The organism is Chryseomicrobium palamuruense (assembly GCF_042649045.1).
GTDB classification, from domain to species: domain Bacteria; phylum Bacillota; class Bacilli; order Bacillales_A; family Planococcaceae; genus Chryseomicrobium; species Chryseomicrobium palamuruense.
This window is the reverse complement of record NZ_JBHSEF010000023.1, coordinates 1-24646: the sequence shown is the minus strand read 5'-3', so window position 1 is coordinate 24646 and position 24646 is coordinate 1. Positions and strand designations below refer to the sequence as shown.

At 39.9% G+C, this 24646-nt stretch carries 31 protein-coding genes; 30 read left to right on the top strand and 1 reads right to left on the bottom strand.

Going from position 1 to position 24646, the window contains the following annotated elements:
• The first annotated feature begins 9 nt into the window (after positions 1-9).
• The 29 genes from ACFO0S_RS09675 to ACFO0S_RS09535 all read left to right on the top strand — a co-directional run bounded on the left by ACFO0S_RS09675 (position 10) and on the right by ACFO0S_RS09535 (position 22784).
• The gene (locus ACFO0S_RS09675; RefSeq protein WP_378141785.1) at positions 10-243 is read left to right on the top strand and encodes a hypothetical protein; all 234 of its coding nucleotides are present in this window, start codon (positions 10-12) and stop codon (positions 241-243) included.
• A gap of 191 nt (positions 244-434) precedes the next feature.
• A complete protein-coding gene (locus ACFO0S_RS09670; RefSeq protein WP_378141784.1) occupies positions 435-1043 on the top strand; it encodes a phage scaffolding protein in 609 nt (202 codons plus the stop codon).
• Between the two features lie 26 nt (positions 1044-1069).
• Complete coding sequence (locus ACFO0S_RS09665; protein ID WP_378141783.1) at positions 1070-2146, top strand: phage coat protein; 1077 nt, start codon at positions 1070-1072, stop codon at positions 2144-2146.
• A gap of 23 nt (positions 2147-2169) precedes the next feature.
• Positions 2170-2610, top strand: coding sequence for a hypothetical protein (locus tag ACFO0S_RS09660; RefSeq protein ID WP_378141782.1), 441 nt, complete (start codon positions 2170-2172; stop codon positions 2608-2610).
• Complete coding sequence (locus ACFO0S_RS09655) at positions 2607-2960, top strand: hypothetical protein (RefSeq protein ID WP_378141780.1); 354 nt, start codon at positions 2607-2609, stop codon at positions 2958-2960. Before ACFO0S_RS09660 ends, ACFO0S_RS09655 begins: the two co-directional genes overlap by 4 nt.
• On the top strand, positions 2960-3460 hold the full coding sequence (locus tag ACFO0S_RS09650; RefSeq protein ID WP_378141778.1) for an HK97 gp10 family phage protein: 501 nt from the start codon (positions 2960-2962) through the stop codon (positions 3458-3460). Before ACFO0S_RS09655 ends, ACFO0S_RS09650 begins: the two co-directional genes overlap by 1 nt.
• Positions 3457-3891: a phage tail terminator family protein gene (locus ACFO0S_RS09645; RefSeq protein WP_378141777.1), complete on the top strand. Its 435-nt coding sequence runs from the start codon at positions 3457-3459 to the stop codon at positions 3889-3891. The genes ACFO0S_RS09650 and ACFO0S_RS09645 overlap by 4 nt, the downstream gene beginning before the upstream one ends.
• A gap of 5 nt (positions 3892-3896) precedes the next feature.
• Positions 3897-4079 (top strand): hypothetical protein, encoded by a 183-nt coding sequence (locus ACFO0S_RS09640; protein WP_378141775.1) that lies wholly within the window; start codon positions 3897-3899, stop codon positions 4077-4079.
• A 1-nt stretch (position 4080) separates the two neighbouring features.
• Positions 4081-5388 carry a phage tail sheath family protein gene (locus ACFO0S_RS09635; RefSeq protein ID WP_378141774.1) on the top strand — a complete coding sequence of 436 codons (1308 nt, stop codon included), beginning with the start codon at positions 4081-4083 and terminating at the stop codon, positions 5386-5388.
• 17 nt (positions 5389-5405) lie between these two features.
• Positions 5406-5879 (top strand): phage tail tube protein, encoded by a 474-nt coding sequence (locus tag ACFO0S_RS09630; RefSeq protein ID WP_378141773.1) that lies wholly within the window; start codon positions 5406-5408, stop codon positions 5877-5879.
• Positions 5880-5948: 69 nt separating this feature from the next.
• Positions 5949-6380 (top strand): phage tail assembly chaperone, encoded by a 432-nt coding sequence (locus tag ACFO0S_RS09625; RefSeq protein ID WP_378141772.1) that lies wholly within the window; start codon positions 5949-5951, stop codon positions 6378-6380.
• Positions 6381-6586: 206 nt separating this feature from the next.
• Positions 6587-9064, top strand: a complete 2478-nt coding sequence (locus tag ACFO0S_RS09620) for a tape measure protein (RefSeq protein WP_378141771.1) — start codon at positions 6587-6589, stop codon at positions 9062-9064.
• Positions 9064-9741: a LysM peptidoglycan-binding domain-containing protein gene (locus ACFO0S_RS09615; RefSeq protein WP_378141769.1), complete on the top strand. Its 678-nt coding sequence runs from the start codon at positions 9064-9066 to the stop codon at positions 9739-9741. The genes ACFO0S_RS09620 and ACFO0S_RS09615 overlap by 1 nt, the downstream gene beginning before the upstream one ends.
• A gap of 4 nt (positions 9742-9745) precedes the next feature.
• Positions 9746-10714 carry an XkdQ/YqbQ family protein gene (locus ACFO0S_RS09610; RefSeq protein WP_378141767.1) on the top strand — a complete coding sequence of 323 codons (969 nt, stop codon included), beginning with the start codon at positions 9746-9748 and terminating at the stop codon, positions 10712-10714.
• Entirely contained in the window at positions 10707-11033 is a 327-nt protein-coding gene (locus ACFO0S_RS09605) for a DUF2577 domain-containing protein (RefSeq protein WP_378141765.1), read from the top strand. Before ACFO0S_RS09610 ends, ACFO0S_RS09605 begins: the two co-directional genes overlap by 8 nt.
• Complete coding sequence (locus tag ACFO0S_RS09600) at positions 11030-11431, top strand: DUF2634 domain-containing protein (RefSeq protein WP_378141763.1); 402 nt, start codon at positions 11030-11032, stop codon at positions 11429-11431. The genes ACFO0S_RS09605 and ACFO0S_RS09600 overlap by 4 nt, the downstream gene beginning before the upstream one ends.
• Positions 11431-12495, top strand: coding sequence for a baseplate J/gp47 family protein (locus tag ACFO0S_RS09595; RefSeq protein ID WP_378142211.1), 1065 nt, complete (start codon positions 11431-11433; stop codon positions 12493-12495). Before ACFO0S_RS09600 ends, ACFO0S_RS09595 begins: the two co-directional genes overlap by 1 nt.
• Positions 12488-13273 (top strand): putative phage tail protein, encoded by a 786-nt coding sequence (locus ACFO0S_RS09590; protein ID WP_378141761.1) that lies wholly within the window; start codon positions 12488-12490, stop codon positions 13271-13273. The genes ACFO0S_RS09595 and ACFO0S_RS09590 overlap by 8 nt, the downstream gene beginning before the upstream one ends.
• A gap of 24 nt (positions 13274-13297) precedes the next feature.
• On the top strand, positions 13298-15079 hold the full coding sequence (locus ACFO0S_RS09585; RefSeq protein ID WP_378141759.1) for a phage tail-collar fiber domain-containing protein: 1782 nt from the start codon (positions 13298-13300) through the stop codon (positions 15077-15079).
• A 329-nt stretch (positions 15080-15408) separates the two neighbouring features.
• Complete coding sequence (locus tag ACFO0S_RS09580; protein ID WP_378141757.1) at positions 15409-16476, top strand: RNA-directed DNA polymerase; 1068 nt, start codon at positions 15409-15411, stop codon at positions 16474-16476.
• Entirely contained in the window at positions 16473-16727 is a 255-nt protein-coding gene (locus ACFO0S_RS09575) for a hypothetical protein (protein WP_378141753.1), read from the top strand. Before ACFO0S_RS09580 ends, ACFO0S_RS09575 begins: the two co-directional genes overlap by 4 nt.
• An 18-nt stretch (positions 16728-16745) precedes the next feature.
• Positions 16746-16919 carry a hypothetical protein gene (locus tag ACFO0S_RS09570; protein ID WP_378141751.1) on the top strand — a complete coding sequence of 58 codons (174 nt, stop codon included), beginning with the start codon at positions 16746-16748 and terminating at the stop codon, positions 16917-16919.
• A gap of 68 nt (positions 16920-16987) precedes the next feature.
• Entirely contained in the window at positions 16988-17293 is a 306-nt protein-coding gene (locus ACFO0S_RS09565; RefSeq protein ID WP_378141749.1) for a hypothetical protein, read from the top strand.
• Positions 17294-17307: 14 nt separating this feature from the next.
• Positions 17308-17577, top strand: coding sequence for a holin (locus ACFO0S_RS09560; protein ID WP_378142210.1), 270 nt, complete (start codon positions 17308-17310; stop codon positions 17575-17577).
• Between the two features lie 6 nt (positions 17578-17583).
• Positions 17584-18642, top strand: coding sequence for an N-acetylmuramoyl-L-alanine amidase (locus tag ACFO0S_RS09555; RefSeq protein ID WP_378141747.1), 1059 nt, complete (start codon positions 17584-17586; stop codon positions 18640-18642).
• Between the two features lie 374 nt (positions 18643-19016).
• Positions 19017-20069, top strand: a complete 1053-nt coding sequence (locus ACFO0S_RS09550) for a nuclease-related domain-containing protein (protein ID WP_378141745.1) — start codon at positions 19017-19019, stop codon at positions 20067-20069.
• The gene (locus ACFO0S_RS09545; RefSeq protein ID WP_378141743.1) at positions 20066-20599 is read left to right on the top strand and encodes an HAD-IIIA family hydrolase; all 534 of its coding nucleotides are present in this window, start codon (positions 20066-20068) and stop codon (positions 20597-20599) included. The genes ACFO0S_RS09550 and ACFO0S_RS09545 overlap by 4 nt, the downstream gene beginning before the upstream one ends.
• A gap of 359 nt (positions 20600-20958) precedes the next feature.
• Entirely contained in the window at positions 20959-21714 is a 756-nt protein-coding gene (locus tag ACFO0S_RS09540) for an N-acetylmuramoyl-L-alanine amidase (RefSeq protein WP_378141741.1), read from the top strand.
• Positions 21715-21734: 20 nt separating this feature from the next.
• Positions 21735-22784 (top strand): P-loop NTPase, encoded by a 1050-nt coding sequence (locus ACFO0S_RS09535; protein WP_378141739.1) that lies wholly within the window; start codon positions 21735-21737, stop codon positions 22782-22784.
• A gap of 39 nt (positions 22785-22823) precedes the next feature.
• Here ACFO0S_RS09535 and gerD read toward each other — a convergent pair whose 3' ends face one another.
• The gene (gerD, locus tag ACFO0S_RS09530) at positions 22824-23462 is read right to left on the bottom strand and encodes a spore germination lipoprotein GerD (RefSeq protein WP_378141737.1); all 639 of its coding nucleotides are present in this window, start codon (positions 23460-23462) and stop codon (positions 22824-22826) included.
• A gap of 131 nt (positions 23463-23593) precedes the next feature.
• Between gerD and ACFO0S_RS09525 the strand changes: the two genes are divergently transcribed.
• On the top strand, positions 23594-24268 hold the full coding sequence (locus ACFO0S_RS09525) for a KinB-signaling pathway activation protein (protein WP_378141735.1): 675 nt from the start codon (positions 23594-23596) through the stop codon (positions 24266-24268).
• The last annotated feature ends 378 nt before the right edge of the window (positions 24269-24646 follow it).

The following is a 24646-nucleotide window of genomic DNA, read 5'->3' as shown; positions in this document are numbered from 1 at the left end:
TGATGTGAATTGGAATATGAACTAGATGAAACAGATATTGAACTATTGAACTTATCAGAAGAAGGTAAGAAGTATTTGGAATATCATAAGTTATTCAATTCAAAGCCATTTGCATATAGTCATGGAATGCCTGATATTGATGAACAGTATGGGGGCTTGATTGGGTTATATGATGAATGTATCAAGAAGAAAAAGACGTGGGAACAGCTTCTTGGTGATGATTGGGATAAGATGCAGGACTGACAAAGCACCTAAACAGGGTGCTTTTTATTATGCCTATTTAGGCGGACAGGCGGTGGTCTAATTATCTCCCTTCCGTGTTTGGGTTAAAACATGCGCTATCGTCTTTTTGGTATTGCAGACGTAAAAGAACAAGACAAATGGACGTGGACTGAACCACGAAAAAACAATGAATTTGAAAGGTGGAAAATGAAATGAAAAAAGAAGATTTTTTAAAATTGGGTTTTAGTGAAGAGGATGCTCAAAAAGCGGCTGATGCTTCCGCAGAAGAATTGAAATCATATATTCCCAAGTCTCGATTTGATGAGGTCAATACAGAAAAGAAACGTCTAGAAACTGACATCCAAGAGCGTGATACACAAATTGAAACATTGAAAAACTCTACAGAAGATGTGGAAGGTCTGAAAAAGCAGATTACTACATTACAAGAAGAGAACAAGACAAAAGACGAACAACGTGCTGCTGAAATCAAGCAGGTAAAAACAGATGCAGCCATTTCTGCTGCACTTGCAGCTTCTAAAGCGAAAAACGAAAAGGCGGTTCGTGCGTTACTTGATCTAGACCTTGAAAAAGTAGAATTCAATGATGACGGTTCAATTAAAGGTTTGGCTGACCAATTGAAAACTTTGACGGAAGCGGAAGATTCTAAATTCCTCTTTGAGACAGGCACACAGCAACAAATGAAAGGTGCTGTACCGGGTGAGACTGGAAAAGAGAATCCTGACGGTAAAGTGGATATCTCAAAAATGAACTATGATGAACTTGCTAAATATCTAGATGAAAACCCGGATGCAGACATCTAAAAATTAAAAAGGACAGGTGAAATTAAATGGCAAAATTCGATTCTAAAACATTCAACGAACGAGCATTTGCGAAATACGTAGATATCGTTCCAAAACTAAAGAAAAATGAGTTAGTGAAATCACGTGCATTAACACCGAACAGTCAGATTCGTCAAGCGTTCAGCGGACAAACAGGGGTAGTTTTCGCAACGATTCCTATGTATGGTCGCATTGACGGTGCGCCACTCAATTATGATGGAACAACTGACATCACAGCAACAAGTACAACAACATATGAACGTGGGGTTGTCGTTACAGGTCGTGCGAAAGCATGGGTAGAACGTGACTTTGCAGAAGATATTACCGATGGTGCAGGTTTCATGGACAATGTAGCCAAACAGGTTGCTGAATATTGGGATGAAATTGACCAAGATACGATTCTAGCAATCCTTAATGGTATCTTCTCAATGACAGGTGCAGGAAACCTTAAATTCGTAAATGGCCATACGTATGATATCAGTGCAGAAGCAACTGCTGACAAGCAAGTTGTAAGTGCTGCAACATTGAACACTGCAATCCAAAAAGCATCGGGTGACAAGAAATCTAAATTCACTATTGCAATCATGCATTCAACTTTAGCCACAAACCTTGAAAACCTAAAACTTCTTTCATACATGACGTACACTGATGGAAACGGTATTGAACGTCAACTTGAACTTGCGACTTGGAATGGTCGTGCAGTGATCATTGACGATGGAATGCCTACAGAAGATGTTCCTGAATCTGCACCGGATGCAGGTGACGGATATACAAAATATACTTCATACATTCTTGGTAACGGTGCATTTGATTATGAAGATGTAGGCGTTGAAGTTCCTTATGCTATGGTTCGTGATGAAAAGACAAACGGTGGTCAAACATTACTTTACTCACGTCAACGTAAAGTATTTGCGCCATACGGTATTTCATTCACTAAATCAGCTATGGCGACTAATTCACCAACAGATGCTGAACTTTCTAACGGTGCTAACTGGGAATTGGTTCACGATGGTGGTGCAGGCGCAGGTCGTAAACATTTTGACCACAAAGCTATTCCAATCGCACGTATCATTTCACGAGGATAATAAACGGAAAGGATGGATGACGTATGACTGATTTCCAACCAGTAGTTGATGAAATCAAACTGATTATGGTTGATTCACTTCTAACGGATGAATTCTACACTGATCTATTGAAACGTCTTGAATCAATCGGTTATGTAGCAACTAATACTGATGCTTGGATGTTGTCATTCTCGATTCAGAAGGTTGAAAATGACATCAAGTCTGAATGTAATACAGCATCCATTCCTGACGGTTTATATTTCGTGGCTATTGATATGATTTGTGGGGAATTCCTATTCAGTAAAAAGCAAAGTGGAACGCTAGTTGGATTTAAGATTGAACAGGCTATCAAAGCGGTACAGATTGGTGATACCAACGTACAGTTTGGAAGTTCTGATTCATCCTCACACTTTGACATGCTGATAACCTTTCTAAGAATGAATGGAAGGGGTGAATTCGCATCTTATCGCAAAATCAGGTGGTGATTGTACGTGCAACCCTTGAACGTACCTATGATGGAGTATGTACAGTCATTGAATATCAATCATATAAGAAACCGAACAAGTCCACTGGTCAATCAGAAGTTCCTGTTTTAAACAATCAACCATGTAGGCTTTCATTCACAACTGTGAAAAACAACGAGCAGATGGGAAATTCAGCTAAAGTTCAACAAGTAGTTAAATTGTTCATTTCCCCTGACGTTCGAATTAAGCCGGGTTCAAAAATAACTGTCACACAAAGTGGGGTCACCAATGAGTATCAAAGCAGTGGTGAACCTGCAATGTATGACACACACCAAGAAATAGTCCTTGAACTATTTAAGGGGTGGGCATAATGGGAAGAAGGATGGGTAAGGTAAATCTTACCCAAATGAAACGATTTCAAAAGAATCTGATGAAGTTAAATCAGGCTGACCTTGACCTTTTTGTTGAATCTCTTGCAAAAGAATTAGCAGCACGATTGCTTGCAAAAGTAATCAAGCGTACACCTGTCGGTCAGTACACTGACGGAACAATGGGTGGAACACTTAGACGTGGATGGACATCCCATTCACAGCGTGAGGCAGAACTATCTTCTGCATTTGGTGGCGGAAATGGTGCAAAGAAATTTGCTGAATCCATTACTGTGAACAAGCGTGGGAATACATTGGTGATTGAAATCATCAACCCTGTAGATTATGCGTCTTACGTAGAATTTGGACATAGAACAAGAAATCATAAAGGTTGGGTGCAGGGAAGATTCATGTTGACCATTTCTGAACAAGAGATACAAGCAACCGCACCTTCTATTCTTGAGCGTAAACTTAAAAAGAAATTAGGTGAGATATTCAAATGATTAATCATATCGTGGATGCAGTCAGTATTGCGATTGATTCAGAATTTAATGAAACTGCTGATACGTATACGATCTATACGGAAAGCTTAGAACAAGGTCTCAAAGAGCCTTGTTTTTTTATTTTCTGTATCAACCCAACCAATGATTTATTTTTGAACAAGCGATATTTCAGAAGCAACCAGTTCTGCATTCAATACTTTCCTTCAACTCATGAGAGAAAAGCTGAAATCAATGCGGTCATCGAACGCCTATACAATTGCTTGGATGTTGTCACTGTGAACGGTGATCTAACCCGTGGAATGAAGATGACATCTGAAATGGTTGATGGAGTTCTTAACTTCTTTGTGAATTACGACATGTTCATTTATAAAGTAGAAGCACCGCAAGACATGATGGACAGTGTGAATGTAAATTCTGATGCGAAAGGATGAACAGAATGACAACGAAAAAAACAGAAGAACAAAAAGCACCTGTTTTTTCAAAAAGTCAGTTGCTTTCAGCAAAGCAGTTTCACAATCGAAAGGATATTCTTGGTGTCGTCTTAGAAGATGGAAAAGAATATTCTTTTGAGCAAGCTGAATCACTGATTGATAAATATATGAAAGGTAAGGTGAATTAATATGCCATTAGGCGGTGGAAATTTCCTAACTCAAAACAAAGTTCTTCCCGGTTCATACATCAACTTTGTTTCACTAGCACGAGCAAATGCAAATCTATCAAGTCGGGGTGTCGTAGCTATGCCGCTTGAATTAGATTGGGGAAAGGATAATGAGGTCTTTGAAGTAACGTCAGCAGACTTTCAAAAGAATTCGTTAAAGATTTTCGGCTATCCATACACTCATCCGAAATTAAAAGGATTGCGTGATCTATTTCAAAATGCAAAAACACTTTTCGCATATAAGCTAACAAGTGGTGGCGTTAAAGCTTCAAATACGTTCGCTACAGCCCTTTATAGTGGAACACGTGGAAATGCATTGAAAACAGTTATTCAAGCGAATGTGGACAATCCTGCAAAGTTTGACGTACGTACATTGATTGATACTACAGTCGTTGACCAACAAACTGTAGCAACTGCTGCTGAATTAGTAGCGAATGAGTATGTTTCATTCAAATCTGCTGCAACTTTAGCGGTCACAGCTTCTACACCTTTCACTGGTGGAACGAATGGAACAGTCAATGGAACAGCACACCAAGCATTCTTGGATAAGATTGAATCTTATTCTTATAATGCATTGGGCGTAGTGACAACTGATTCAGTAACAAAAGGATTGTATGCAAATTTTGCACAGCGTTTACGTGATGAAATCGGACAAAAATTCCAAGCGGTCATTCATCAAAAGGCTGCTGACTATGAGGGTGTCGTGAATGTCAAAAATTCAGTGTCTGATGTCGGTGAAAATGAAGCTTCCCTTGTGTATTGGGTGACTGGAATCATTGCAGGATGTGAAGTGAACAAATCCAATCTGAACAAACGTTATGATGGTGAATTTGCGGTTGAAGCTGATTTCACACAATCTCAATTAGAAGCGGCCATTCAAGCAGGTGAATTTACACTGCATAAAGTGGGTGCAGATATCCGTGTACTTTCTGATATCAACTCATTGGTTACTACATCTGACACTAAAGGTGACGTATTCAAAGAAAATCAGACGGTTCGTGTGCTAGATCAAATCGCAAATGATATTGCGGTTCTTTTCAATACGAAATACCTTGGAAACGTTCCAAATGATGAAGCCGGACGCATCTCATTATGGTCTGACATTGTAAAACATCATGAACAGCTTCAAACGATTCGTGCCATTGAAGATTTTAGTGATGCAGACGTTTCGGTAAGTCAAGGTGACACGAAAAAAGCGGTAGTGGTGAACGATGCTGTTACTGTCGTAAATACAATGGCGCAACTGTATATGACAGTTGTCGTAGGATAAGAAAGGAGTGACAGTTGATGAACAATGTGACGATGAAAGGGAAAGATACGATTTCTGCAAAGCTTGCTGAATGTTTCATCACGATTGGCGGTAATCGCTACAATTTCATGCAGATGATTGATTTTGAAGGTCGTATTGATAAATCTAAGACGACTGTTCCGATTCTTGGACGTATCATGGAAGGGAACAAGACAGTAGGATTGGCAGGTTCTTTTTCAGCTACTGCACACTACAATCAATCAATTTTCCGTCAAGCATTACTTGATTACAAAAATACCGGTATTGACCCGTATTTTGAAATCCAAATTACAAATAATGACCCTTCTTCTGATGCAGGTCGCCAAACAATTGTATTCCTTGACTGTAATACAGATGGTGGCGTACTAGCTAAATTTGATGCAGATGGAGAATACTTGGATGAAGAGATTGAAGGTACTTTTGAAGATTTCAAAATGCCTGAATCATTCTCATTACTCAATGGAATGGTCTAAGCATTACCCACACTTTGATAGTGTGGGTCTTTTTTATTAACTAAAATCTGAAAGGCATAGGTGAACTACATGTCAAACTTAAACCGATTCTTGAAAAGCAATAAAATTCAAAAGGAAAATACAACATTCCCTGCTACCAAATCATTAACAGATGAACAAGGTAACGCATTGGAATGGGTCATCAAACCATTGACCACAAAAGAAAATGAAGATATTCGTGATGCGTGTACTTTCGAAGTACCAGTGAAAGGTAAAGCGAATATGTATCGTCCTAAGCTAAATTCAAGCCTATATCTTGCAAAGATGATGGTGAAATCGGTTGTTGAACCAAACCTTTACAACGCTGAACTTCAAGATTCGTATAATGTTAAAACCCCGGAAGATTTATTGAAAGAAATGATTGATGACCCGGGTGAATACAACGAATTTGCAAGCTTCATTCAGAATTTCAATGGCTTCAATACTACATTGGAAGAAAAAGTTGAAGAAGCAAAAAACTAATAAATGAAGGCGATAGTGAAGCGAATATTGCCTACTATTGCCTTCACAAATTAAACATCTTACCATCTCAATTTATAGAACTAGAAGAAAATGAAAAAGCATTTGTCATTGCTTCTATACAAATAAAAATTGATGCGGAAAAGAAACAGAACAACGATCTAAAACGAAATGCAAAATCTAAAAAGAGAGGTAGGTGAAGCTAAAAGATGGCAACAATTAGAACACAGATTGAATTGATGGACAATATGACATCCCCATTGATGCACGTGACAAATGCAGTAAATTCAACTGTCAATGCGCTTGAAGGTATGGATAGGGCTTTGAATAGTTCATTCGATTCTTCCGCCTTTGATTCGATTCGTCAGGATTTGAATGCTGCTAATGCACAATTTGACGAAATGACAAACAACATACGTCAAAATGAACGAGCGCAGGAAAATCTAAATAAAGATATTCGTGCAGGTTCTTCTGCTGTTGATTCATTACAGAATAAAGTTTTGGCACTGGTTGCGACCTATGCAACCTTTCATACATTGGGTAATGGTTTGAACTTATCAGACCAATTAGTTCAAACTACTGCACGATTAAACATGATGAATGATGGTCTACAGACGACAGAAGAACTTCAAAAGATGATTTATGCATCTGCTGAACGTTCACGGGGTTCATATCTTGCGACTGCTGATATAGTGGCCAAACTTGGATTACGTGCAGGTGATGCATTTGATTCGAACAAAGAGACCATTGCATTTGCTGAAAACTTGAACAAGATGTTCATTATTGCAGGGGCATCACAAGAAGAAATGAGTTCAGCAAGTCTGCAATTGACCCAAGCATTGGGTTCAGGGGTGTTACGTGGTGAAGAATTGAATGCAGTATTTGAATCTGCACCTAACGTCATTCAGGCGATTGCAGATTATATGGATGTTCCTATCGGTAAGATTCGTGAAATGGCATCCGATGGTGAAGTTTCAGCCGAAATTGTTAAAAATGCCATGTTGTCTGCAACAGATGCAATAAACGATCAGTTCGAACAGATGCCTTTGACATTCAATCAGATATGGACAGGATTCAAGAACCAATCCTTGATGGCATTCCAACCTGTTCTTCAACGAATGAATGAGATTGCGAATTCAGAAGGATTTCAAAACATGATATCAAATCTAGTCAATGGAATGATGATACTTGCAGGTATCACAATGACCTTACTAGATACGATATCCGCTGTTAGTGGATTTATCGTTGGTAACTGGTCGATTATTGAACCACTCATTATGGGTATCGTTACTGCAATGGGCATCTATGCAGGATATCTGATAGTGATACGAACACTTGAGATGATTAGTACCGGTATCAAAATTGCATCAGCACTTGCATCTTATGCACATGCAGCGGCTACAGGTGTTCAAGCTAGCGCAACAGCAGCGGCTACAGCAGCACAATATGGACTGAATACAGCATTACTAGCTTCACCTATCACTTGGATAATCATTGCTGTCATTGCTTTGATTGCGGTATTTTATGCGGTGGTTGCAGCTATCAATAAATTTGCAGGAACATCAATTAGTGCAACAGGATTGATTTTTGGTGCATTTGCATGGCTTGGAACTGGAATACTGAACATCTTAATCTTCATCTTGAATGTTGGTATCATGACTGCTGAAATGCTGACAAATGGTTTCTTGATTGGACTGTATTTGATGCAGTTGGGTTGGATTGGTCTGAATATCCTCATCCGGGTCATCTTGGATGCAATCTATAATTTTGCAATGGCAAGTGCAGAAGGGATTGCAAACGGATGGAATTCGATGATTTTCGGTCTACAGATGGGATTCTATCATTTCCAAACATTCACTTCTAAAGTATTTCAGGCTGTCGGTCAGGGTACAATCAATGTTGCAAATAGCATTCTTACTGGAATTTCTGCAATCGTCAATACCGCAGCTAGTGGATTGAACAAGTTGATTGGTCTAGCGAACATGATTCCGGGTGTAGAAATCGGAACTGTCGGTGAAGTGAACCTATCAGTGGGAAGCGGTGTCCAATCATTTGTTGATAGTATCGGTTCAGGTATCACAATGCCTACCATGCCGGATAAGGTCAGTCTAAATCGTTCCAATATGACTGGTGATTATCTAAGTTCAGTACAAGCGCCTGAAGTACCTAACAAGGTCAGTTTTGATACCGTTGGATATTTGGACATGGGTGCTGCATGGGATGCAGGTTATGGATTCGGTGAAGGGATTGAGGACAAGGTTTCAGGGTTTGACCCTAAATCACTATTTGATGTTGGTGAGATTCCTGACCCTAGCGAATATCAGAACGCACTTGATATGGCCAATATTCCATCATTTGATGAAATGGGCGGTCTAGGTGGTGGAGATGGTACAGGCGGAAAAGGTGGAGGTTCAGCATACGACAAAGTACCAAAAAACGTAGCTGATACTGCTGCTAATACCGCAGCTATGAAAGATGCACTGGACTTCACCAATGAGGAACTGAAATACATGCGTGATCTAGCCGAACGTGAAATCATCAACCGATTTACAACAGCAGAAATTAAAGTTGATATGGTAAACCATAATACTATCAACAATGATTTAGATTTAGATGGTGTGATTGATTATTTAACGGAAGGTGTAGAAGAAGCAATGGAAAGTTCAGCAGAAGGGGTGCATAGTTAATGCCTTATTTTTTCTATTTGGATAAGGTGCTGTTACCTATAGCACCTTCCAATCTGCAATTGAAAGTGAATAATCAAAATAATACTTTGACACTGATCAATGATGGTGAAATCAATATTTTGAAAAAAGCTACTTTGACTGATATCACATTTGATGCCATGATTCCACAAGTTCAATATCCATTTGCAACTTACAAAGATGGATTCCAACGACCTAGCTATTATCTTGACCAATTAGAAGCATTAAAAAATAGTCAAGAACCTTTTCAGTTTATCGTAACTAGAACTTTTCCTGATGGAAAAATGATGTTCGATACCAACTTGAAAGTATCACTAGAAGATTATCAGGTTGATGAAGATGCCGGGAACGGTTTTGATTTGATGATTTCAATCAAATTAAAGCAGTACCGGGATTATGGTACAAAGACAGCAAAGATTAATTTTACATCACCAAAACCATCAGCAACCGTTACTAAACCAAGAAGTGATGTTTCTTCACCCAAACCAAAACAAACCGCAAAAACGTATAAAGTTGTGCGTGGCGATACATTATGGGCGATAGCTAAACGTTACTATGGAAATGGTAGTCAGTACCCTAAAATTTTCAATGCGAACAAAGATAAAATCAAAAATCCAAATCTAATCTATCCGGGTCAGGTATTGACTATACCAGTATAAGGGGGTGTTTCTGTTGAAAGTTGAACTGATGATTCAAAACGGTGGAAAACTTTATCTTCCGGTTGTCGAACAAGATATTGTTTGGTCAACCGAACGAGCAGGAACACCCGGTCAATTGACTTTTTCGGTAGTAAAAGATGACGAACTAAGCTTTACAGAAGGAAATCCGGTACGAATGACAGTAGACGGTAAAAACGTTTTTTACGGATTCGTATTCATGAAAAAGCGTGACAAAGAACAACTGATCAGCGTGACTGCATACGACCAATTGCGATATCTGAAAAATAAAGATACGTATGTGTATACCAATAAAACAGCAGGTGAATTCATCAAGATGCTTGCTAAGGATTTTGGAATGCAGACGGGAACACTAGAAAACACAGGATTCAAGATTGCATCTAGGGTTGAAGATAACGTTGCATTGTTCGATATGATTCAAAATTCATTGGATTTGACCATGCAGAATACAAAGCGAATGTTCGTCATGTATGATGATTTTGGAAAAATTACATTGAAAGGTCTTGAATCAATGCGCCTTGATTTGCTGATTGATGAAGAGACAGGTGAAAATTTTGACTATACATCATCTATTGATTCGGAGACCTACAACAAAGTGAAACTTGTATACGAAAACGAAAAAAGCGGTAAGCGTGACGTGTACATTGCTCAAGATTCTAAAAATATCAATGCATGGGGCGTACTTCAACATTTCGATACCCTACAAGAGGGTGAGAACGGGAAAGCTAAAGCAGATGCATTACTTGCGTTATACAACAAGAAAACAAGAAATTTGACCATCACAAATGCACTTGGAGATACAAGAGTAAGGGCAGGTTCAATGGTCGTTGTACAGTTGAACTTGGGAGACATCAAAACAAATAACCTGATGTTAGTTGAAAAGTGCAAGCATAAGTTCAGAAATGATGATCATTTAATGGATTTAACTTTACGTGGGGGTGATTTCGTTGCGTGATTTTACAAGCTTTTCAAAGGCCATGCAACGAATAGCAGTTGATGCTGTAAATGCAACTAAACCAACCGCTATTGTTTATGGTAAAGTAACTTCCATTTCTCCACTCAAAGTGAATGTTGAACAGAAAATGACATTGACCAATGCACAATTAGTTTTGACTAGAAATGTGACTGATTTTGAAACGGAATTGAAGTTGGACGGTCAAAGTTCAAAGCAAAAATACATGATTCACAATGCTTTAAAAGTGGGTGAAGAAGTATTGATGATTCAGATGCAAGGTGGTCAAAAATACATTGTGATAGATAGGGTGATGACATGATTCCCCAAAATGGATTTTTACCGGAAGATTTTGAGATTGAAGAACAACCAAGTCTGACTTATCGAATGCAGATAGCACAATCATTCATCATAGGAACTGTTGATGAACTTGAAGCTGTAGCACAGGCAATCTATAAGATACTGAACACTGAAAGATATCAATATGTCATCTATTCTTGGGATTACGGAATAGAGACACTTGATCTATACGGTGAACCAGTGACGTATGTTTGTCCTGAACTGGTTAGACGAATTAAAGAAGCACTGACACAAGATTCACGAATCTTGGATGTCAGTGCTTTTTCTTTTGACACAAGTCAAAAAAGTAAAATTCATACGACATTTCTTGTAAACACGATTTATGGTGATGTCGAAGCAGAAAGGGTGGTGACTATTTGATGTATGAATCTATGACCTATGAAATTATTTTAGAACGAATGTTAAACCGTGTTCCGAATCAGTTTGATAAACGTGAAGGTTCAATCATCTTTGATGCACTTGCACCTGCTGCTGTCGAACTTCAACTTATGTATATTGAATTTGATGTGATTTTACAAGAAACATTTGGCGATACAGCATCACGAGAATTTCTTATCAGACGTGCGAAAGAACGTGGGATTTCACCATATGAAGCGACTTATGCATTACTTCAAGGTGAATTTACACCAACAAATTTGGATATTCCAATTGGTTCAAGATTCAGTTTGAACCAATTGAACTATTACGTTAAAGGTAAAATTTCAAACGGAATCTATCAACTGGAATGTGAAACGATTGGTGCAACAGGTAATCAATACTTTGGGGAACTTATTCCAATCAACTATATTGAAGGACTTGAAACTGCTGTCCTGACCCAAGTGCTGATTCCGGGAGAAGATGAGGAAAGTACGGAAAGCTTGCGTACACGCTATTTTAGTTCATTCGAAACTAAACCATACGGTGGGAACAAGAAAGATTATATTGAAAAAACAAATGCCATTGCAGGTGTAGGGTCAACTAAGGTCACTCCAATTTGGAATGGCGGTGGAACGGTTAAATTGACCATTCTTGATTCTGACTTCAATAAGGCAAGTTCAATTCTAGTTGATAATGTTCAAAATGAGATTGACCCTTCCAATGACGGAAAAGGACTTGGGATTGCGCCAATCGGTCATGTCGTAACTGTTGATACTACTGATGAAGTCGTAATCAATGTCGCATCCACGTTGACATTCGATGAAGGATATTCATTTGTAACTTTACAATCTCAAATTGAAGATGTGATTTCAAATTATTTATTGGAATTAAGAATGGAATGGGCGAACCTGACAACTGTTGTCGTGAGGGTGGCCCAAATCGAAACAAGAATATTGGCCATTCAAGGGATTGTGGATATTGGAAATACAAGAATAAATGGTGCGTCCGCAAACCTTACGTTGTCTGCTTATCAGATTCCGATCATGGGAAGTGTTAGCAATGCTTAGAGATATTCGACTTTTAGATTATCTTCCTCCTTACGTTCAGGACTACCGTGAAATTAGAGAAATCATGAACACAGAAAACCCTGAATTTCAATTGGTCGCTGATGAAAGTGAACGCATTTTGAACAATCAGTTCATTCTTACTTCTGATGAAGTTGGTATTGTGCGATTTGAACGATTGCTGAAAATCTTCCCATCACCGGATGACACACTGAAATCACGTATTTCAAGAGTAATGGCAAGATGGAATGATGTTGTTCCGTACACTTACAAAGCCTTGATTGAAAAATTAATCTTTCTAAGTGACGGAATGAACTTCACGATCAACGCAGAATTCAATGAATATCGGATGGAAATCATTACTCATCTTGAATTACCGGGTCAGGTCGATGAACTGCAAAACTTATTGGGTTACATGATACCAGTGAATTTGGAACTGACTTCAAGTAATGAAATCTATTGTGACAGTGAAGGTGAAGGAAAGATTGCAGCAGGATTCGTTTCATTCAACATGTTCGAATTATCAGATGCGTACAATGCAGATTTCAATATTTCAGGTGAATCAAAGCTTGCAGCATCTTTATCTTCTGTAAATGTCACTGAATTATCAGATGCATATCAGGAAGAGGTAACAATTCAGGGAGATTCAAAACTAGGTGGTGGGATCGTTGGAACTGCTTCTGTATTAATCACGGATAACTTTAATGAAGAAATTACAACTACTGGTGAAAGTACAGTTGGTTCAAATGCATCTATCACTTCAATTAATGGAATTAATTAAAATTTGAAAGGCGGTCTAACTTAAATGGCTGAATTTAAACAACTGATTATAACTCAAAAAGGTCAAGCATTAATGGCCAAAATGATTGCAGGTACTGGAAACGTGCAATTCACAAAAATCAATGTGTCAGATGCAACTTACACTGATGCACAACTTCCCACATTGACTGCACTTACTGGTGTGAAACAAACAACTTCTATTAGTCGTGTCATTCGAACAAACAGTGTGGCAATCCAAGTTGAAGGTGCGGTAACGAACACCGCACTTACAACTGGTTATTACATGCGTACGATTGGACTTTATGCGTTAGACCCACAAGAAGGGGAAATTCTTTACGCTGTGACAATCGCAAGCGTTGCAGGATATATGCCGCCATACAACGGACTGACCGTTTCAGGAGCATTCTTCAAATTAGTCACAACCGTATCAAATTCAAACAACGTTACATTGAACGTTGACCCAGGTGCAGTTGCAACTATTGGAGATATTCAAGAACTGAACAACAAGATTGCTGATCTACAAGCGTATGTTGGATATACGGAAACAGATATTGTCGGTATTGAAGCAGACTTTGCAGCACGGACAGTAAAACGTATTGCAGGTGCTGTAAATCGAACAGCAGGGGCAATGTTCAACGATATTCAGGCGTTTGGTGGTCGCAGACGCTGTATTGTGAACAACGCAGGTAAAGTCCTTGCCTACTATGGTGAAGCAGGGTACACGGAAACAGGTGCATTACTTCAAGCAATCACGATTAGCACAACAACTTATCCTGTAGGGGAAAAAGTTCAAGTCATGGTTGAACAACCTAAATTTTATTACAAGGTCGTTCCATTGAAGCTTGATAAAGTTGTAGGCGGAAAAGGTTTCCACTTACGAAAGGCACGTTACTATGTGAGCGATACAAAACGTGATGGATTTAAACTTCACCCGGCATTCATCAGCAATAATGTGAAGAAGAATTTTATTTACATGTCAGCATTTGAAGCAAGTCTTTTTGATGTATCAGCAGGAATCAATTTAGGAAATGACGAACAGATTGCTGATTTCACACCAACTACAGGGGATATGCTTTCATCAGTTGCAAACGTTCGTCCTATGAGTGGTCAAGTTCAAGACCTTACACGTGCAAAAACACGAATTCTTGCACAGAACCGTGGTACTGGATGGCAACAAGCATATGGTGCAACTGTAGCAGCTACACAGCTTCTATTTGCTGTTGAATATGCATCATTTAACTCTCAATCAGCGATTGGATTTGGCGTGTCGAAAACTGATGACGGTGTGAACAACATGGCTGAATTGACAGGTGGAACGTCCACACTAGGAAACGCATCCGGTGCAATCACAAATGCGAATGGATTCAATGTGGTGTCTTATCGTGGTGAAGAAAACTTCTGGATGAACATCTGGTCTTGGGTGGATGGATTAAACATCTATGCATACGGTGAACACAGCTTGTATGTGGCTGACAACGGATTTGCAGATAATATTTCCGCTGCACCATACAAAGACGCAGGAATTACGATTGCGAAAGCAAGCGGATATATTTCAGCATTTGGATATAACGAAGAATTTGATTGGTTGTTCTTCCCATCCGAAACGACTGGAAACAGTTCCGTACCAGTAGGGGATTATTTATACCAAAATAACACAGCAAGTTCATGGTTGGTCGCTCTATTGGGCGGTAGTTGGACTCATTCTTCTTATGGCGGTGCTTTCTGTTGGCTTGTGAGTAATTCTTCTACGTCTCGTATTCGGAGTGTCGGTGGTCGCTTGGTGTATGTACCGTCAGAAGTTGCTTAAATTTAACTAATCAGTAAATGAAATATGGGTAATCAAAGGTCTTACCGATAAAAGCATTTGAAAAGAAACCACTATTAGTTGGTCACTCAATTAGGCAGTAATTGGAATAATTCTTCTAATAGCGGTACTTTCTATTGGAATGTGAATAATTCTTCTACTAATCGTAATCGGAATATCGGTAGTCACTTAGTAAATGCATCAAATAACCGTGATACTTTGATTACCCTACCCCTTGGTAAAACATAAAAAGAAAGTAAATTGTATTAGTAGACTTGATTCATTCAAGGTTGAACGTTCAATTTCAAAATGTGCATACAAAGGATTTGAACATGAAAAGACACGGACATTTATATCCCAAGATTTATGACATGGATAATTTAAGGTTAGCCCATCAGAATGCGAAGAAGGGAAAAGGTTGGTATAAGGAAGTCAAAATGGTAGATGAAAATCCTGATTATTATCTAGGGTTACTTCAAGAAATGCTAATCAACAAGACCTACCAAACTTCAACGTATGAAACCTTTATCAAACGAGATAGCGGAAAAGAACGTGAAATATACAAGCTACCTTATTTCCCGGATAGAATCTGTCAGTGGGCAATTCTACAAATAATTGAACCAATGCTACTCAAGCATTTGATATACGATACTTATTCAGCAATACCGGGAAGGGGAATCCATTTATGTCTAAACCGATTAAGTGAAGCAATTCAAAGTGACGTACCCGGCACTCAGTATTGTTTGAAATTAGACGTGAAGAAATTTTATCCGTCAATCGACCATACGATTTTGAAAGAGAAATATCGTAGGTTGTTCAAAGACCATGATCTATTGTTCTTGCTTGATGAAATCATTGATTCGACCCCTGATGATGCAGGAATACCGATTGGAAATTATATTTCACAATATAGCGGAAACTATTATCTTTCTGACTTTGACCACTGGATGAAGGAAGAAAAGCGCATCAAATATTATTACCGCTATATGGATGACATTGTGATTTTAGGTGATTGCAAAAAGAAGCTGCATCAGTTGCGAAAAGAAATAAATGATTATTTAAGAAAAGAACTGAAACTTACGGTCAAAAATAATTGGCAAGTTTTCCCCACGTTTGTGCGTGGGGTTGATTTCGTTGGGTACAGGGTGTTCATGAACTTCAAGCTATTGCGAAAGACCACTTGCAAACAGTTCAAAGCAAAAATGAACTTCTTGAACCGAAAACGATTGTCAGGACAAGAACTGAATTATTCAGAGTGGTGTTCAATCAATTCATACAAAGGTTGGTTGATTCATTGTGATAGTTTCAGGTTGATTCAAAAATATTTAGAACCCCTTAGAACATATGCAGAAAATTATTATCTCAAATACATTTATCAGAAAGGTGGACTACCAATATGAAAGATTATGGAAAAGTAAAAAGTACGGTTCGACCTGAACCATTGGTGATTGATGAAGAAAGCGTTTGGGTGTATAGCGATATCGTACCAGTGGAAGAAGAGGTTGGTGAGGAAACGTTCACAGGCTTTGAATTCAGCATGGTGCAGTATGAAAAAGATGAATATATCAAGTTTATGCAGGAACGAAACGCAAACACGGAAAGTACAGTGGATTCAATCTTAACGGAAATCATTCCAAGTCTGATGATGTAATCGAAAGGTGGTGAAAACATGAGCGCATTTATCGCACGTATGATTGAGCAGAACGCTAAAATCTCTATGGAACAAGGTCAGCAAAAATACCGGGCGTATTTCGTCAATACTTCCCTTTACCTTAACTGGAAAGCAGAAGTTGACACGATTTTACGAACAGACGGATTCAATGACGTAATAGTTGAACAATAATCTTTTAAGCCCTCACTTGAAATATCGAGTGAGGGTTTTCTTATGGTCGGGAAGGACTGGTGCTGTTAATGACTATTGAAGTCGCTTTACTGATTTCAGCAGTTTCACTTGCGTTCGGACTTTACAAAGGAATAGCTGATTCCAAACGTAATCACAAAAAAGACGTGCAGGATGATACGTCCGCATTGACTACTGTAATCGTGAAACTGGAAACCATAAGCAATGGTGTAACTGAAATCAAATCAGAAATGAACAATATCAAAAGCGAATTAAAAGAATCAAGAGAACGAATCATCAAAGTTGAAGAATCTTCAAAACAGGCTCATAAGCGCTTGGATTCATTAGAAAGTAGACAAAAAATATTAGCAGAATAGAAGGGATGAAACTTATGCAGGATATTTTAATTTTTGCAACTATCGTTCTTCCAATCGTCACCGCATTGGTGGAATTGGTCAAACGTTCGATTATTTTACCAAAAAACATTGTTCCACTGATCGCATTAGTCATTGGACTGTTAGTTGGTGGAGTAGCTTATCCGTTCAGCGACCTTGATTTGACAATGCGGTTATGGTCAGGCGGATTGGCAGGCTTAGCAGCTACAGGATTATTTGAATTAGCTATTAATAAACGTGATGGAAATACAAACGAGAAAGGATGATTTTGAATGGCATATTTGATTGCACTGTCTGATGGACATGGTTTAGAAACAGCAGGTAAGCGCACCCCTCCAATCGCATCATTGGGGGGAAGGGTCATCCGTGAAAATGAATTCAATAGGGAAGTAGTAAAATACTTAGATATAGAATTGAAGCGTTGTGGATTTCAAACCTTATTGGTCGCACCTACTGATGCTGATACTTCCCTTACTGCACGAACAAACCTAGCAAATAGTAAAAAAGCAGATGCTTATGTGAGCATTCACTACAATGCATTTGATGGGTCGTTCGGTGGTGCAAACCCGGAAGGTATCAGTATTCATATTTTCCCCGGTAGTACATCGGGAAGAAAGCTTGCTGAATCTATCCTAAAATATTTGAAGAATGGAACACCGCAGGTCGTCCGTGGAATCAAGGAAGATAATTTCCACGAATTACGAGAAACAAAAATGGTATCAGTATTAATTGAAAATGGGTTCATGGACAATTTACGTGAAGCTTTGCTGAAGATCAACGTGGACTTTCAAAAGGAAGTAGCGAAAGAGACTGCACAGGGCATTTGTGAATATTTTAAAGTACCATACAAGGTAGAAGTCGAAAAACCGCTTGTGGGTACATTGTATCGTGTTCAGACGGGTGCGTTCCGCAATCAGTCGAATGCAGAAGCATTAATGGTTCAAGTGAAATCAAAAGGATTCCAAACGTATATGGTGCAAGATGGTGGACTGTTCAAAGTTCAAGTAGGTGCATTTAGTAAAAAACCAAATGCGGATGCATTAGCAGCTAAATTGAAATCAAGTGGGTTCAATGTATTCATCACAACAAAATCCGGTGCGTCTGTTACTTCTTCAAGTGCTGCACCAAAACCAGTACCAACTAAGACGGTAAAGGTCGGTAGTAAAGTCAAAGTGAAATCAGGGGCAAAGACATTTGAAGGTCAAGGACTTGCAGATTTTGTTTACAAAACTATTTATGATGTGATTCAATTGAACGGTAACCGTGCAGTCATTGGAAGTGGAAAAACAGTCGTTGCAGCAGTTCATAAAAACAATCTGATTGTACAATAATTGAACTTTTAAATTTTGTAACGTCATAAATGTAATAGTCAGGTAATAGACAAATACGCTTGAGCGTATTGATATTATGCGGTTCTACAGTTCTCGAAACGTTAATTGTTGGAGCCGTTGCGAATTTTATTCGCTTACGGATACAACTCGGAAACCCATCTTCGCTTCGGCGAGGGTGGGTTTTTTGTGGTTTTGGGGAAGGTCTTACTAGGAAGATCTTAAGTAGCTAAGCCCTTTCTAATGGAAGGGGAGAGTATGAGGAAATTTAGTTTCCATAATTCGAGTAATGTACGAATGAAAATTTTTAATGTATGAATCAACAAAATTAATGTAGCAATCAACGAAATTAATGTCACAATCAATCAAAATAATGTATGAATCAAATTTCACTAGTGCCAACCCCTGTAAAATTCTTCTATACACTTACGATTTACAGTGCTATTCTACTTAAAAAAGGAGGAATAGCTATCGAAATCCACCACTTTGGTGTCTCAATCTCGATGATGGACATCTTCTACGCTCGAATTCCGCATGATCACCCTCAAAAAACCTTTATCGAAGCTCAAATGAATAATATGAAAATTGGGCATCGTGGTGAAGCCAAACTTCTTCGGTTTTTAGAAGAAGTAAACTTTAAACAGTCACCACTCGTTATTCGAAACTTTCTCACTCGTGTCCACCAAAAGAGAATTATTCAAATCGATTATTTATTGGTAACACGAAAATACTTGCTGATTATTGAAGTGAAGAATATTGCTGGACATATTCAATTCAATTCGAACCCTCCACAAATGATTCGCACTCTTGAGGGGCGACCCTCCCAAGCGATGGAATGTCCCTTTGTTCAATTAGACCGTAATCTTGATGGGTTTATTGCATCGCTACCTGATAGTAAGTTACCCATATACACAAGCTTGGTTTGGGCTAATTCATCCACCACTTTTGATTTACCATTTGAAGCACCTCACCTGTTCTTGACTCTCAAGAAAGTACCACTCATGATTCAAGAACTTGAAAAACTTCCAGACCTCCTTTCAAACAAACAATTCAATGCTCTTAAAAAGAAAATCGTCCAAAAAGCTCAAAGTTTTCAAGAACAGTCATTCTGTGATCGATATCAAATAAACCCGTTGGACCTGAGGAAAGGTTTGTACTGTGTGGAATGCTATCAACTATTAACTAAATCTATGCGTACTTGGATATGTACAAATTGTAAGCTCAATGCAACTCAGTTTGTTGATGTTAACGTGCTCAGTTTGTTTTCCATTCAAAATTCCCAATTAACGATTACAGATATTCGAAATCATTTACCAGAATTACAGTCCAGACAAGTGCGAAAAGTGCTGGACTCGTATGGCTATATTTCTAAAGGCAATACGAAATCCAAGAGATATTTTAAACCTATGGAGTGGGAGGAACATCAATGAACATTGAAGCAGTTTTTATTGATCGCGACGGCACGATTGGTGGTAATGGACACTTCGTCCATCCGAAAGATTTTTCTTTGTATCCTTTTAGTAAGGAAGCATTGCAGTTGTTGAAGGAAAAAAACATTAAAATATTTGTCTGTACAAATCAACACCGAATTAGCAGAGGTGAAGCATCCATCCATGATTTTTACGAAGAATTTCAATTACTTGGATTTGATGATGCCTTTATTTGTCCGCACAGTCCAGATGATGGTTGTACATGTCATAAGCCTGAACCCGGCATGCTTTTGGAAGCGTCCCGAAAACACAATGTGGATTTAGAGAAAACGGTATTTATTGGGGATGTCGGTGCAACGGATATGTTGGCAGCTCATGCAGTCGGAGCTATGAAAGTGTTGGTTCTTACAGGGTGGGGACATAGTTCATTGCAAGAATACCGAGACAAATGGGCGGATACTAATCCAGACTTTATTGCAGAGGACTTGATGGAGGCCGTAAGATGGGTTCTTCGTCAATGCGAACAGTAACTTTAGACTACATGAGGTAGTTTAGGTAAATAGCAATTTCCGAACCTATCTTCTTTTGGGAAAGGTCTTACTAGAAAGATCTTCAGCACATTCGAAAAATGGGGAGAAAAGAGTCAGGCGCGTCTAGTTAGGGAGAGAGAAACTGTGCCATCTTAGTTTCCATAATTCGAGCAATGTACGAATGATAAATTTTAATGTATGAATCAACGGAAATAATGTCTCAATCAATCGGATTAATGTCGCAATCAGCGAAAACAATGTCGTAATCCGCCCTTGCTAGCTAAACCCTTCCTAAATAAGACCACCCAGACATGCCCACCCCCACCTCCGCATACAATGCATCAAAAAGGAGGCGGGACATGAAGAAACGGTGGGTACTTCTTCTAATCATTGCAGCAGCAGGAATTTGGGCATGGTCTCAACAGGCAAGCGGCATGATCGGCAGCTTTGGCCCAAGTCCACTCGAAGGGAAGCGCATTGTCCTTGACGCTGGACATGGGGGACCGGACGGGGGAGCCAGTCATGGCGAAGTCATTGAAAGCCAGATTACACTGCAACTTGTCCAGGAAATTGAGAAACATCTTAAGAGACAGAATGCCGAAGTCATCCTCACACGCTCCACAGAGGCAGATGCCATCGAAGAAGCAGGAACGCAGGAAGACTTCCCAACACTGCGTGCACGCAAACGCGCAGACCTCCTCTACCGAGAAACCAAGATGAATGAAGCAAAAGCGGATGCGATCTTGAGCATTCACGTCAATGCAGTGCCGCAATCCAAATGGAGAGGAGCGCAGGTCTTCTTTCACGCGGAAGGTGAAGTAGACGGACAACCTCTTGCGAAAGCAATTCAACAAAGTTTGAAAGACACACTGGGTAACACCGAACGGGAAGCACTTTCCATCCGTCAAATCTACCTACTGAAAAAAGCGAATGCTCCTTCCGTCCTCGTTGAGACTGGGTTTATCAGCAACGACGAAGAACGTGAACTTCTTCAATCGAAGGACTACCAGAAGCAGATCGCTAAGGCGGTGACAGAGGGGCTCGAACAGTTTTTCCAGTCGCAAGCACAACCATCCCTTCCAAAGCAAGGGTATGCTATACTAGTAGGCGACTAGGAAAAAAAGGAGTTTTGAGCATGCTGACCGAACAAGAGGTACGGGCTCTTCTTGGGAAACTCGAAGATCCGTTTCTACATAAAACATTGGAAGAAACAAACGGAATCCTTTCCGTAAAAATCAAAGAAGAAAAAAACTATGTGAGTGTGAAAGTCGCAATCGCAAAAACCAATACAGCAGAACAAATGCAACTGCAGACGAAAGTCGTGGATACATTGAAGAGCGCCGGTGTCGGCACAGTCGGTATTCGTTTCGAAGAACTATCAAAAGAAACATTGGACCAGTTCCGCGGCCAACTGGGAGCGGCTTCTGAGAGCCTGACATCTCCAGCGACAAATGTAAAGATCATCTCTATCGCATCCGGTAAAGGGGGCGTAGGGAAGTCTACGGTTTCCGTGAATTTAGCTGTTGCACTTGCTCGCCAAGGGAAAAAAGTAGGCCTTGTCGATGCGGACATCTACGGATTTAGCGTACCAGACATGATGGGTATCCGTGAAAACCCACAAATCAAAGAGGACCGCATCATTCCGGTTGAGCGTAAAGGCGTCAAAGTCATCTCCATGGGCTTCTTCGTTGAGAACAATGCACCGGTTGTATGGCGTGGACCGATGCTCGGAAAAGTACTCGACCAATTCTTTAAGGACGTGGAGTGGGGAGAGCTTGATTTCTTACTACTAGACTTACCACCCGGAACAGGGGACGTGGCACTGGATATTCACCAGATGCTACCGGCTTCAAAAGAAATCGTTGTGACTACACCGCATCCAACTGCTGCCTTTGTTGCTGCACGTGCAGGGGCGATGGCACTTCAGACAGATCACGAAGTTCTTGGTGTAATCGAGAACATGGCATGGTACGAATCCAAAGCAACAGGTGAACGTGAAATGGTCTTCGGTAAAGGTGGCGGACCTAAGCTTGCAGAAGAGCTTCGCACCGAACTGCTTGGTCAGATTCCACTTGGACAACCGGACTGGAACAACGAAGATTTCGCACCATCTGTCTATGAAGAATCTCATCCGACAGGACAAATCTACAACGACATCGCAAAACAAATCATCGAACGCGCATAAAAAAAGGGCAAGACTCACATCAATTGAGTCTTGCCTTTTCTATTGGCCGCCACTTCCACTGCCGGAACTGTCACCCTCGCCCGAGCCTCCGGATTCACTAGAACCACCTTCGCCGCTTCCACCAGCTCCTGAGCCTCCACCTCCGGCTGTACCTTCCCCAGACTCTGCCGCTTTCAGCACAAGATCTTGCCAATACGCTTTCCACACCGGATTTTGAATCGTTTCTTCAACGACTTTCTTCATTTCTTCCCGTAAGGAACTCGACTTCAACAACTTTTCCAGTTCCTGCTGCTGACTCGGTTGCTTCCAAAACTCTTCCCACGTCTTCACATACGCAGGGTCCGTCATCAACTGCTTCATCAATTCCTTTTGCTGAGCACTCATGCTCTTCGCCATCGACTCCATAAACTTCGGGTCCTGCATAGAGTGTTGCCAAAACGCTTTCCCTTCATCACTGAGAAGTGTCGTCTCAACTGACTGTCTCACCACGTCCTGCTCCAATATCAGCATCTTCTGAAAGGTCGGATCTCCAAGCGTATCCCGCAGCGCCTTCTTTCCTTCTTCCGTCTGCATCGCATCGAGCACCATCTTCTTTGTTTCTTCATAAGATGCTTTCTCCTGAAACGGGGAACACGCAGCGAGCAAGATGACACTTAGAACCAACAACCAAATCCGCACAAACCTCACCTCTTTTTCAATTAGTGTTCACATTTCCATGAGAAATATACAAGAACTGGGCCGACCGATAGATTTTTCAATTGAACTTTTGATACAATCAAGACGAACTAGAAAGAGATGGAGGACTTTTCGTGACAATACGAAATTGGTTTAAATTTTTTGTACGCGCTATGCTCATCGGGGGACTCGTCACCGGTGTGCTTGGCTTATTTATAAGATGGGACGATGCATTCGCCCAATACTTTCGAGCAGGAGAGTGGGGAGAGTTCACTGCGGCTTTCATCTTTATGGTCGTCATGGGCTTTACCGTGAGCGTCATTGCACAAATGGGCTTCTTCGCCTACTTAACGATTCACCAAATGGGCGTCAACATTTTTAAGAGTTTAACGTTATGGAACTGGGTGCAAATCTTACTGATCGTCATCGTCATTTTTGACTTAATCATTTTCCGCTTCCGCCCTGGCACTGCCTCATCAAGTCAATTAATGCTTTACCTAGGACTTTTACTTGTCTTACTTGGAACATCCGCGGCCGTGGCAATCGCAAAAGCTCGCATGACCAAAAAGCATGCATTGATCTCAGCCCTATTCTTTATGATTGTTGTATCCACTCTCGAGTGGTTGCCGGTTCTAATGGTACGGGCAGATAACGTCGACAGTTGGGTGACTCTATTATTGTTCCCGATTTTAGCTGTTAATGCATTTCAGTTACTCGCATTACCGAAATACAACAAGCAATCAGAAATCGATTTGGCGAAGCGGGAAGAACGCCGCAAAGCTCGTCGTGAACAAGTCGCTCAAAAATGAGCGGCTTTTGTTATTTTCAGATAACACTATTCCGGAAGCGTGAAACGGAAAAGTCTACTAGAAAAATCTATTGCTATGCTGTAAAGAAATTTCACTTGCCGGATATGTTGTGTCATCTTTATAGTGCTCTCACATCATCTTGTAATCGATTAGAAAAAGTTAAAAGTTTTTAAAAAAGTTTTCAAAAACGGTTGACGATTTTCGTGAAATGATGCTAAGATACAAAGGTCGCTAAAACATGACAACGAAATAAGTTGACAAAGCAAACAACGTTTTGTTACTATATGAAAGTTGTCTCAAACGACATATGAACATTGAAAACTGAACATGCAAGACGTCAAGATATACAAGTCGCCGACCCGACCCCCGTTGGGCGCG